Origin of the sequence: Pseudoalteromonas sp. M58 (assembly GCF_042604605.1) — a bacterium.
Lineage (GTDB): Bacteria > Pseudomonadota > Gammaproteobacteria > Enterobacterales > Alteromonadaceae > Pseudoalteromonas > Pseudoalteromonas tetraodonis.
This window is the reverse complement of sequence record NZ_CP152390.1, coordinates 2,513,695-2,525,828: the sequence shown is the minus strand read 5'-3', so window position 1 is coordinate 2,525,828 and position 12,134 is coordinate 2,513,695. Positions and strand designations below refer to the sequence as shown.

Below are 12,134 nucleotides of genomic sequence, written 5' to 3'. Positions count from 1 at the left end.
ACGACTACAGACCTTAATCATAAAGTTATTGATAGCTTGCTCAGGAGAAGTCTTATGGCTGATGTAGCAAAAGCTGAGAAAACCCCCACTGATGATAAGTTTGACGATTCAAAAGTTGAAGAGCCAACGCAACTACTTGATGACGTGGAAGATGAAGACGTATTTGTTAAAGAAGAAGTCACTAAAAACCTCGACGCCACTCAGTTATACCTAGGCGAAATTGGTTTTTCCCCTCTATTAAGTGCCGAAGAAGAAGTTTTTTTTGCACGAAAATCGCTTAAAGGCTGTGAAGCTTCCCGTAAACGCATGATTGAAAGTAACTTACGCTTGGTTGTGAAAATTGCGCGCAGGTATAACAATCGTGGGCTTGCTCTACTCGATTTAATTGAAGAAGGCAACTTAGGACTCATTAGAGCGGTTGAAAAGTTTGATCCTGAACGTGGTTTTCGATTTTCTACTTATGCTACATGGTGGATACGTCAAACCATTGAGCGGGCGATAATGAATCAAACGCGTACTATTCGTTTGCCTATTCATGTAGTTAAAGAGCTTAACGTTTATTTACGTACAGCACGTGAGCTAACGCAAAAGCTTGATCATGAGCCTACCGCAGAAGAAATTGCAGAAAGCTTAGATAGACCGGTTGAAGACGTCACCAAAATGCTACGCCTAAATGAAAAAATAGCCTCTGTAGATATGCCCATAGGTGGCGAGAATGACAGTGCATTATTAGATGTGATAGCTGATGAAAAAAATGTAGGCCCCGAAGGTGAAGTACAAAACAACGATATGAATACGCATATTATTGACTGGTTAGGTGAATTAAACCCTAAGCAACGCGAAGTACTTGCACGTCGGTTTGGTTTACTAGGCTATGAACCCTCAACCCTTGAAGATGTTGGCCGTGAAATAGGCTTAACCCGTGAGCGAGTTCGCCAAATACAGGTTGAGGCGTTACGTCGGTTAAAAGATATTTTGCAGCAAGAAGGATTAAGTACCGAAAGCTTATTTGAACAATTTGCTTAATCTAATCTAAACACACAGAAAAATGAATACAGCCCGGCTTTTTAAGCCGGGCTGTTTGCGTTTAAAGCAGTGCTTTTAATTTATAAAGCAGTTCATGCGCCTGACGCGGTGATAGGTTATCAGGGTCTATTGCGCTCATTTGTTGCTCAAGCTCACTAGGCTGAATTATTTGCGGTTCACTATCAAACGGTAAAACCTGCTGCTCTGTAGTGACTGTGGTGACACTTTGATGGTTTTCAAGCAAGCTTAGCTTTTGTTTAGCTTGGGCAATAACCGCTTTAGGCACCCCGGCCAGTGCAGCTACTTGCAAACCAAAGCTCTTACTCGCTGCGCCATCTAATACCGTATGCATAAAGGCAATGGTATCGTTGTGTTCGATGGCATCTAGGTGCACATTAACCAGCCCAGGCGTTTGCTCTGCAAGCTCTGTAAGTTCAAAGTAATGGGTTGCAAAGAGGGTTTTAGCCGCTATTTTTGAAGCGAGGTGATCAGCCGTCGCGTACGCCAGTGATAAACCATCGTAAGTACTGGTTCCTCGGCCTATTTCATCCATAAGCACCAATGATTGCGCGGTGGCATTATTTAAAATAGCCGCGGTTTCGGTCATTTCAACCATGAAGGTTGAACGCCCAGATGCTAAGTCGTCACTGGCGCCAATACGGGTAAATATTCTATCTATATTACCAATTTTAGCGCTATCGGCAGGAACGTAACAGCCAATATGTGCCATAAGCACAATAAGCGCAGTTTGGCGCATGTAGGTTGATTTACCGCCCATGTTAGGGCCGGTAATAATCAACATTTTACGCTGGTTATTGAGCTCCACAGGGTTGGCAATAAACGGGTCTTTCATTACCTGCTCTACCACAGGGTGGCGGCCTTGTTTAATGCTGATATTATCGTTATCGCAAAGCTCAGGCTTGGCATAATTAAGTGTTTGGGCACGCTCTGCTAAATTGTTCAGTACATCTAGATCGGCAATTACTGAGGCCATTATTTGTAGCTGCTCAATATGCGGAGCTATAAATTCAAATAACTGTTCGTATAATTGTTTTTCAAGGGCCAGCGCTTTTGATTGGCTGCCGAGAACTTTGTCTTCGTGTTCTTTTAGTTCTGGGATTATATAGCGTTCGTTATTTTTTAATGTTTGACGACGAATGTAATCTGCAGGCACTAAGTGCGAGTTGGCGCGACTCACTTCAATAAAAAAGCCATGCACTCGGTTATAACCAATTTTAAGTGTACTAATACCGGTGCGTTCACGTTCGCGCTGCTCTAGCTGTTCAAGCACATCGGTGGCACCTTGGCTTAAATTACGCCACTCATCGAGTTCGCTGTTATACCCTGGCGCAATAACACCGCCATCACGAATTAACACTGGCGGATTATCAATGACAGCACGTTCAAGTAATGCTTGTAGCTCAGGAAGCTCTTTAGAATGCGTAATTATATGTGAAATACGTGTATCAGTTGCATCGTTTAATAAGCTATGCAGTGGCGCCAATGCTTGAAGCGCACTGCGAAGCCGTGTTAAATCGCGTGGGCGAGCGGTATGTAATGCCAAGCGAGCAATTACACGTTCTATATCACCAATCTCTTTGAGCGCGTCATGCAGTTCACCACATAATTGTGCATCTAAAATGGCAGTAATAGCATTAAGTCGTGAGTTGAGTTCATCTTTATTACGAATAGGAGTATGAATGCGGCGTTTAAGTAATCGCGAGCCCATCGCCGTTGCTGTTTTATCAAGCACTTGGGCTAAGGTGTTTTCAAAGCCGCCGGATAAATTAACCGTTAACTCAAGGTTTTTACGGGTTGGCGCATCCAAAATAACCGCGTGTTCGTTATGCTCAAGAGTGATTGCGCGGATGTGCGGTAATGCAATACGTTGGGTATCTTTTACGTACTGCATTAAACAGCCTGCTGCCACCAAGGCGCTATGTGCTTTGTCGACGCCAAACCCCACTAAATCTTTGGTCCCAAACTGCTCGCACAGTAAGTGTTGCGCGGTATCAAGGTCAAACTCCCAATCAGGGCGACGTCTTGCCCCTTTAATGTGTTCAATTAAGTGAGTGTTTTCAAAGTGTTCGCTATACAGTAATTCAGCAGGCGCTAAGCGTTGTAGCGTTGAGCTAAATGCTTCATCAGTGTTTACTTCAACAACATTAAAGCGCCCTGAGTTGATATCAAGATACGCAATACCGTATTGGCCTTTTTTATTTTGCCAAACACTGGTTAAAAGGTTGTCTTGGCGTTCTTGCAGTAAGGCTTCGTCAGAAATGGTACCCGGAGTGACAATACGTACTACCTTGCGCTCAACAGGACCTTTGCTGGTGGCTGGGTCGCCCACTTGCTCACAAATAGCCACCGACTCGCCCATTTGTACTAAGCGGGCTAAATAGTTTTCTACTGCATGATAAGGCACGCCCGCCATAGGAATAGGATCGCCGCCGGCTTTGCCACGATGTGTTTGTGAAATATCAAGCAATTGCGCGGCGCGTTTTGCGTCGTCAAAAAAGAGTTCGTAAAAATCCCCCATCCGATAAAACAATAAAATATCGCGATGCTCTGATTTTATTTTTAGATACTGCTGCATCATAGGGGTTTGTTGTTTTATAGTGTGCGGTGCATAAAGATCAAACGACATGTATTTACCCAAAGGCTGAATATGGAATTACATCAAGAGATTAAGACACTTGCTGCGCAATTAGGCGCTATTTTAACGGATAAACGCTTATGGATCACTACCGCTGAATCATGTACTGGTGGTGGAGTGAGTTATTCGCTTACTGATACCCCCGGAAGCTCTGCATATATTGACCGCGCATTTGTCACTTATAGCAATAACGCAAAGCATGAATTACTCAATGTGAAGCGTGATACCCTTGAGGAATTTGGCGCGGTGAGCGAACAAACAGTCATTGAGATGGCAGCAGGTGCATGTAAGGCGGCTAATGCTGATATTGGCATTGCTATTTCAGGAATTGCAGGTCCCGGTGGTGCCACTGAGGGCAAACCGATAGGGCTTGTGTGGTTTGGCCTACAAATTAACGGTAAACACTGGACGTTTGAGCAAGTATTTGATGGAGATAGGGCGCAAGTTAGGCTGCAAGCTATTGTATTTTCATTGAAAAGTATAATAGAGAAGATAAAATAATAAAATTAGCTTGATACTGTGATTTCATACAGTATACTTGTCTGCATTAGCTGGATTTGGAGAGTAAAATGAACGATAACAAACAAAAAGCATTGGACGCAGCTTTATCACAAATTGAACGTCAATTTGGTAAAGGCTCAATTATGAAATTGGGTGATAACAAGGCGTTAAACATTGACGCTGTATCAACAGGCTCGCTAGGTATTGATATTGCTTTAGGCATAGGCGGCTTACCAATGGGGCGTATTGTTGAAGTATATGGCCCAGAGTCATCAGGTAAAACAACGCTAACATTGCAAGTTATCGCTGAAGCTCAAAAAGAAGGTAAAACGTGTGCCTTTGTTGATGCTGAGCATGCTCTTGATCCAATTTATGCACAAAAACTAGGCGTTAACATTGATGAGTTACTGGTATCTCAACCAGATACGGGTGAGCAAGCACTGGAAATTTGTGACATGTTAGTGCGTTCAAGCGCGGTTGATGTGGTTATTGTCGATTCGGTTGCAGCATTAACGCCAAAAGCTGAAATTGAAGGCGACATGGGTGATTCACACATGGGCTTACAAGCACGTTTAATGTCACAAGCACTACGTAAGCTGACTGGTAACATTAAGCGCTCAAACACGCTATGTATTTTCATTAACCAAATCCGTATGAAAATTGGTGTAATGTTTGGTAACCCTGAAACAACAACCGGTGGTAACGCCCTGAAATTTTACGCCTCTGTACGTATTGATATTCGTCGTATTGGTTCGGTAAAAGAAGGCGACGAGGTTGTTGGTAATGAAACGCGCGTTAAAATTGTTAAAAACAAAGTTGCACCGCCGTTTAAACAAGCTGAATTTATCATTATGTATGGTGAAGGTATTTCTAAGCAGGGTGAGCTGATTGATTTAGGTGTTAAGCACAAACTTGTTGAAAAAGCAGGTGCTTGGTATAGCTACAATGGCAACAAAGTTGGCCAAGGTAAGTCTAATTCGATTAAGTTCCTTAAAGAAAACCCTGAAATTGCAGATGAAATTGAAGGTAAACTGCGTGAAATGCTATTGCTAAAAGCAACAGTTGAGCCAGAAGATGGCGAAGACGTATTAGGTGACGAAGGCGACCTTTAAGCCAATTAGTTTTAAAAGCTTGATTTGACCCGAGCTTAAAAAAAGCGCTAACCAATTAGGTTAGCGCTTTTTTATTGCTTGCTATAAATTGACTTAAGCTCTGTTCATGAGAGCCCAGTACTCAGGTTTATAGCTGCCAGTTAACTGACAGTGAGTAGTTACGCGGTGCACCGTAGTAACCTTGAGCCCAATAGAGGCTGTTTATGTATTTTTCATCAGTGCTGTTATTAACATTGAAGGTAACACCGACGTTTTGAGTGATTTCGTAGGTGGCCATTAAATCTAGTAAGCCATAAGCACCTTGTTTTGTAGTAACCAATGCGTTGCCTGCTGGATCTTTTACTTGCACGCGGCTAATAGAGTCTTGCCAGCGGTAATTAGCACCTAAGGTTAAACCATCAATAAATGGCACCTGATAAGTGGCAGCCATTTTTAATTGGTTTTCTGGGGTGTAGTCTTTAACAAGTTCGTCACCATCAATACTTAAATTACTAAAGCTGATACTGGCACTTAAATCATCAGTTAAGCGACCGCTTAGCTCAATTTCGAATCCATCGCTATTGATACCATCTGCAGCATAATAACGCGTATCGCTAGGAAGAGAGTTTGGAAGTGCAACAGCAAGTCCATCTTGCTCGGCATCAAAGTAGGCGAGTGTAACAAATACTTGCTCACCTAAAAGCTGTGCTTTTAGGCCAACCTCAGTACTTTTGCCAATTACAGGAGCCAGTTGTTCAGCATTAATGTCTAACTCTTTTTGTGGTACAAACGTTTCGGTATAGCTAGCATACGCAGATAACGACTCGGTAAAATCGTACACTGTGCCAATATAAGGGATTAATTCTGAGTCATCACGGGTTTGTACTACATCATAAGCAATACCTTTAGTTTCCCAATCGGTATAGCGTACTCCAGCTAAAAGGCTCAATGGTTCAGCTAATTTGATGCGGGTTGATATATAAGCCGACCTTTGTGTGTTTTGTACATCACTGCCATTAGGTCTATCAACCAATGTCGCTTCTGGAATAACACCATCCCAACTTGCTAAATCAGGCATACCTGGAAAACCATTACCTGTAGTGTAGTCATAAAGCGATTGGTCATTAAAGTCCATGTTTGCTTGGCTGATGCCGAATGATAAGTCGTGCTCTAGCGAAAATAGCTCAAACTTACCGCTGGCATATAAATCATACAAATCTTGTGTGTCTTTGTAATCATAACGACTCGCATATCCCGTTAAACCTAAACCAGTTCCTTTATCTGGTGTGCCATACACATAAAACAACTCTGAATTTTGTTCATTTTTTATGTGGGCATAACGCGCTTTAGCGACCCAAGTCGCTGATAAGTTTTGCTCAAGTGTTACATAAACACGTTCAGCGCTATTATCCCAATACGACCAATCTGCAGCTGTGCTAGTTGAGTCATCATAGTTAGTTGCTGAGCCATCAGTGTAATAAAGTGGTAACGCGCCCCATAAAGGACTGTCGGCATCTTTTTGTTCGTTTACGTAGTTAATGCTCAGTAGTGTATCGTCAGTCAGCTTACCCTCATAGGCAAGGTAGGCAACGGTTTTATCGGTTTCGTAACGGTCTAGGTATGACTCTTTATCTTGCTTAGTAAATACAGCACGAACAGCGTGTTCGTCGTTAATCGGTGTGGAAACATCAATATCTACACGTTTATTATTCCACGAACCATAAGAAGCGGATGCATGAGCTTGCGTTGTGTAGGTTGGTTTTTTTAGCACCATATTAACAGTAGCCGATGGGTTACCTGCACCGGTCATCATGCCGTTGGCACCACGCACTATTTCAACGCGATCGTAAATTGCCGTATCAAGTGTACCTTGAATTGAACCTGAGCTTTGCGGCGTGCCTAAACCATCAATTAAAAAGTTAGTTATTTCAAAACCACGGGCTTTAAAGTAAGTACGATCGGTTTCTATTTGTTCCACTGTTACGCCTGGGGTGCTTTCTAATACCGCATTAATATCATCAAGTGAAAAGTCATCCATCAACGCGCGTGAGACAACAGAAATTGACTGTGGAGTTTCTTTAATTGTTAAACCTAGCTTAGTCGCTGACTGTGCTTCTTCGGTAATATAATTTTTATGATGTTGCCCATAAACGGCAATTTTTTCTAAAGGTAGGTCGTCTTGCGTGTCGTTAGCAATAGCATGCCCAGATAAAACCAGTGAAGTAAGTAGACTCAGTTTAAATGCAGAGTTTTTATGTTTGTACAGCATCTTGTTTCCCATAAGATAAAATGTGGGTGTAATTTAATCTAAATGAGAGTGATTTGCAATTGCGTTAAGTCGGTATTTTACACATCTTTGATATTTTTTAAATAAAGCGTGTGGTTGTAGTTAACCTGAGCGCTAGTTAAAAACCAAAAAAGCGGCCGAAGCCGCTCAGGAAGTAAATCAGTACTTTAATCAGTAAAGAAATTAAAATGCATATTTAACAGAGAACTGTAAGCGATCCATATCGCCATCTACGCCACTTTCAAGCTCACGTTCTGCATGTTTTAATTCAGCACCAAAGGTTAAGCGTTTAACCGGTGAGTACAGAATATTTGCGCTGTAGCTTTGGCTTGATTCTGTCGGATCACCTGAGAATGAAAGTAAGTCTGTATTGTTATCTGCTGAGAAAAACGAATATAGCAATGTAGAGCGCCATTGGCTGTTCCACTTATGTTGATAAGCAATAAAACCTGATGTTGAATCAATGGCATCTAAATCATCACCGTTGAGTACCGCACCACGTGCTACGTTTAGACCAACATAACGGCCTAACCCTTTACCTTGAGTAAGCATAAATTTAAGGTTGTCTTCACCTAGTTTAACCATACCTGATGCACTGACACCAAAAGAAGTTTCATCGGCATCAACACCGCCTACTTTATAAGTTAATTGACGAGCGAGTGCAGCAACTACAAAGTTACCCCAGTCAGCATTGTGGGTATAGCGTGCAGTAAAATCAGGTAATGAGGCATCATCTGTCACTGCCATGCCACCACCAGGTGTTGTAATTGTACTTTCTGGGTTTTCTAAAGAGAAAGACCATGCGCCCGTAGTGTATTTAATTTGAGATTGACGAACAAAGACGGTGCCTTCAGCTGGGCCAACAAAATCAAGCGCTTCTGGTAATGCACCGACGTTTTGAAAGTTTGACCATGTTTGACCAAATAACCAGCCATCATAAGAAATAAAGGCATGGCGAATACGCGGAGAATATGAATTGGACACACGCTCGTTACCGCCAGGAGCAGAAGCTAAAAAGTCTAACTCAATTTTAGTTTTAACCGTTTTGCCATTATCTAAAAGTGTAGACGTACCAAAGTTAAAGCGAGATTCACGTGCGTGCATATCAAATACAGCATCTGAGTTATTATCGCTGCCAACGGTTAATGTACTTGGTACATAAAAGTCACGGCCAACACTGGTGCCTGCAGGCGCACCTGCTGAGTAGTCACTCCACATTGCGTCGAGTTTAATGTATCCACCGTAGGTGAATTCGGTATCACCTATTTTTGCAGCTGTTGCGGCATAAGCTGTGCTAGAAAGTGCACAAAGTACAGCTGTAGCTGCCAGTGTTTTAATTGGAGTAAGTTTCATTGTTGCGTCCTTTTATAGGCTACTTGTTGTATGTTTTTTCTAACGTGTGTTACTTATATAGTACTAACAAATTGAATTTACATAGTTTTAATTTAATTTGTAAGTAAATAAGGATTGTTAATAAACAGTCAATACTTTTAAATATTTAAGCTACTGTTGTATATGTACACAATTTACTCAATCAACTATTAGTCTATTAGACTAAGGTTTAATAAATATGAGTTGTTCATATTCTTTGCTTTAATAATGTGTATTTTTATGTATATCAAGTGTAACAAAGGGGATTATAGATAAGATAATAGCTGTTTGAACCTAGATACAACTAATGTCTAATATTTAATAGTGCACCGCTGAGTAATCCTTGATGAAAAGCCTAAGGCAAGTAATATAAATTGGAGACTAATATGTCACAAAGTATCTACCCAGTTCCTGCGCATATTAAAAACGCAGCGCTCGTCGATAATGAAAAATATAATACGATGTATAAACAGTCTGTAGAAGACCCTGAAGGGTTTTGGGCTGAGCACGGTAAGCGTCTTGACTGGTTTACTCCTTATTCAAAAGTAAAAAACACTTCATTTGATAAAGGCCATATTAATATCAAATGGTATGAAGATGGCTACCTTAATGCATCTTACAACTGTATCGACCGCCACTTAAAAACAAAAGCAGATAAAGTAGCGCTTATTTGGGAAGGCGATGATCCTTCGCAAAGTGAAAATATTACCTACCAACAATTACATGACGAAGTCGCTAAATTTGCCAATGGCTTAAAAAAATTGGGTGTAAAAAAAGGTGACCGTGTTGCCATTTATATGCCAATGAGCCCACAAGCTATTTATGCAATGCAAGCTTGTGCCCGTATAGGTGCGATTCATTCTGTTATATTCGGTGGCTTTTCACCATCGGCTATTGCAGATCGCATTAATGATTCAGGCGCTAAGGTGGTGATCACATCAGATGAAGGTCGACGCGCCGGTAACTGTGTACCGCTTAAAGCCAATGTTGATGAAGCGGTGTTACAAGATTCGGTAACTACCGTTGAGCATGTAGTTGTTCATAAACTGACCTCTGGCGATGTTGATTGGCATAGCCATGATATTTGGTGGCATGACTTAGTTGCTGATGAAGCACCCGAGTGTGAGCCTGAGCGCATGAACGCTGAAGACCCATTGTTTATTTTATATACCTCAGGTTCTACGGGGCAGCCTAAAGGTGTGGTACATACCACTGGTGGTTATTTAGTGTATTCATCAATGACTCATGAATATGTTTTTGACTTACAAGAAGATGATATTTTTTGGTGTAGTGCCGATGTGGGCTGGATCACAGGTCACAGTTATATTGCTTATGGCCCGCTTGTTAATGGGTGTACGCAAGTCGTATTCGAAGGTGTGCCAACTTACCCAACAGCAGGGCGTATGGGTGAAGTTGTTGATAAACATAACGTTACTATTTTATACACCGCACCTACTGCTATTCGAGCGCTTATGGCCAAAGGTGATGAGCCAATTGCCAGTTCAAACCGAGATAGCCTGCGTATTTTAGGTTCAGTAGGAGAGCCAATTAACCCCGAAGCGTGGACGTGGTACTACGAAAAAATTGGTAAATCTAACTGCCCAATCGTTGATACCTGGTGGCAAACTGAAACTGGCGGCATTATGATTGCGCCTCTTCCAGGTGCAACTGATATGAAACCAGGCTCTGCAACTCGTCCATTTTTTGGTATTGCACCGGCGTTATTTGATGCTGAGGGTAATACATTAGAGGGCGCTGTTGAAGGAAACCTAGTTATTTTAGATAGCTGGCCTTCGCAAGCACGAACTGTTTATGGCGATCACGAGCGCTTTGAGCAAACTTATTTTAGTGCTTACCCGGGTGTTTACTTCACCGGTGACGGTTGTCGTCGTGATGAAGACGGAGATTACTGGATCACAGGGCGTGTGGATGATGTGCTTAATGTATCTGGGCATCGTTTAGGTACTGCTGAAATTGAAAGTGCTTTAGTTGCTCATGAAGCCGTAGCTGAAGCTGCAGTTGTCGGTTACCCGCACGATATTAAAGGCCAAGGCATATATGTTTACATTACACCTAACGAGGGTGTAACGGTGAGTGATGAGCTAACAAAAGAGATCCGTAATTGGGTACGTAAAGAGCTTAGCCCTATTGCATCACCCGATATGATCCAATGGTCGCCAGGGTTACCAAAAACTCGCTCAGGCAAAATTATGCGTCGTATTTTACGTAAAATTGCTGCAAATGAGTATCAACAGCTTGGTGATACGTCGACACTCGCCGATCCGTCAGTCGTTGATGAGCTAGTAGAAAATCGATTAAATCGTTAATTTCGCGTTAAAAGCTTGATTAGAAGTTGATTCTAAACGTAGTATATCGGCTGTTGTCTATCGGATAGCAGCCGAATTTTTGGGAGTGAACAATGAGTCAGTTTTTAATAGCGGACGATCATCCGTTATTTCGCGAAGCATTAAAGGGCGCTTTGAGCGCAAAATTTGCAGGTTTAGAGGTTTTTGAATCGGCCGATTTTGATAGCACATTGAAAGTGTTAAGCGAACAAGAAGATCTTGATATATTACTACTAGATTTACACATGCCAGGTAACGGTGACTTATACGGATTAATCCGTATTCGTGAAGATTATCCGAGCTTACCGATTGCGGTGGTTTCGGGGAGTGAAGATGTAAATATTGTTTCTAAGGTAATGGGTTATGGCGCTATGGGGTTTATTCCCAAATCATCTTCATCGGATGATATTGCTAATGCAATAAACCAAATACTTGAAGGCGACACTTGGCTGCCAACTGAACTAAAAAGTAAGGTAGCTGAAATAGAAGGCGAAGATAGGGAAATTGCCGCACAAGTTGCATCACTTACTCCACAGCAATACCGTGTATTGCAATATTTGCACGAAGGCCTACTGAATAAACAAATAGCTTACGAGTTGCATATTTCAGAAGCCACCGTCAAAGCACACATAACTGCCATATTTAGAAAACTCGGTGTTTATAACCGAACTCAAGCTGTTTTAATTGCTGCAAAATTACAACTAGAACCCATAGAGCAAGTTTAAACAGGTTAAATTAGAGGCGAGAGCCTCTTTTTTGCAACTCAAGCACGCGAAACCATTCAGTTACTATGACATAACAAGTCATTCATCTTTATTACATGACCTGCTGGGTAAATAATGCTAGGTTACGGGCAT

The 12,134-nt window shown here is 41.8% G+C and carries 8 protein-coding genes; 5 read left to right on the top strand and 3 right to left on the bottom strand.

Annotated features, from left to right (window positions below):
* Window positions 1-54: 54 nt before the first annotated feature.
* On the top strand, window positions 55-1,026 hold the full coding sequence (gene rpoS / locus AAGD16_RS11705; protein WP_028833937.1) for an RNA polymerase sigma factor RpoS: 972 nt from the start codon (window positions 55-57) through the stop codon (window positions 1,024-1,026).
* A gap of 61 nt (window positions 1,027-1,087) precedes the next feature.
* On the opposite strand, the gene mutS is transcribed toward rpoS, so the two are convergent.
* On the bottom strand, window positions 1,088-3,673 hold the full coding sequence (gene mutS / locus AAGD16_RS11700; protein ID WP_377111891.1) for a DNA mismatch repair protein MutS: 2,586 nt from the start codon (window positions 3,671-3,673) through the stop codon (window positions 1,088-1,090).
* A gap of 21 nt (window positions 3,674-3,694) precedes the next feature.
* Here mutS and AAGD16_RS11695 point away from each other — a divergent pair, with 21 nt between their 5' ends.
* The gene (locus AAGD16_RS11695; protein WP_377111888.1) at window positions 3,695-4,183 is read left to right on the top strand and encodes a CinA family protein; all 489 of its coding nucleotides are present in this window, start codon (window positions 3,695-3,697) and stop codon (window positions 4,181-4,183) included.
* Window positions 4,184-4,251: 68 nt separating this feature from the next.
* The gene (recA, locus tag AAGD16_RS11690) at window positions 4,252-5,295 is read left to right on the top strand and encodes a recombinase RecA (protein ID WP_013465663.1); all 1,044 of its coding nucleotides are present in this window, start codon (window positions 4,252-4,254) and stop codon (window positions 5,293-5,295) included.
* A gap of 127 nt (window positions 5,296-5,422) precedes the next feature.
* Here recA and AAGD16_RS11685 read toward each other — a convergent pair whose 3' ends face one another.
* Together AAGD16_RS11685 and AAGD16_RS11680 are read right to left on the bottom strand one after the other, a co-directional pair.
* On the bottom strand, window positions 5,423-7,543 hold the full coding sequence (locus tag AAGD16_RS11685; RefSeq protein ID WP_377111884.1) for a TonB-dependent siderophore receptor: 2,121 nt from the start codon (window positions 7,541-7,543) through the stop codon (window positions 5,423-5,425).
* A 201-nt stretch (window positions 7,544-7,744) separates the two neighbouring features.
* Window positions 7,745-8,914, bottom strand: a complete 1,170-nt coding sequence (locus tag AAGD16_RS11680) for a DcaP family trimeric outer membrane transporter (RefSeq protein ID WP_058155135.1) — start codon at window positions 8,912-8,914, stop codon at window positions 7,745-7,747.
* A gap of 404 nt (window positions 8,915-9,318) precedes the next feature.
* On the opposite strand from AAGD16_RS11680, the gene acs reads away from it, so the two are divergent.
* Window positions 9,319-11,259, top strand: coding sequence for an acetate--CoA ligase (gene acs, locus AAGD16_RS11675; RefSeq protein ID WP_028833941.1), 1,941 nt, complete (start codon window positions 9,319-9,321; stop codon window positions 11,257-11,259).
* 92 nt (window positions 11,260-11,351) lie between these two features.
* Window positions 11,352-12,002, top strand: a complete 651-nt coding sequence (locus tag AAGD16_RS11670; RefSeq protein WP_013465659.1) for a response regulator transcription factor — start codon at window positions 11,352-11,354, stop codon at window positions 12,000-12,002.
* Window positions 12,003-12,134: the final 132 nt, after the last annotated feature.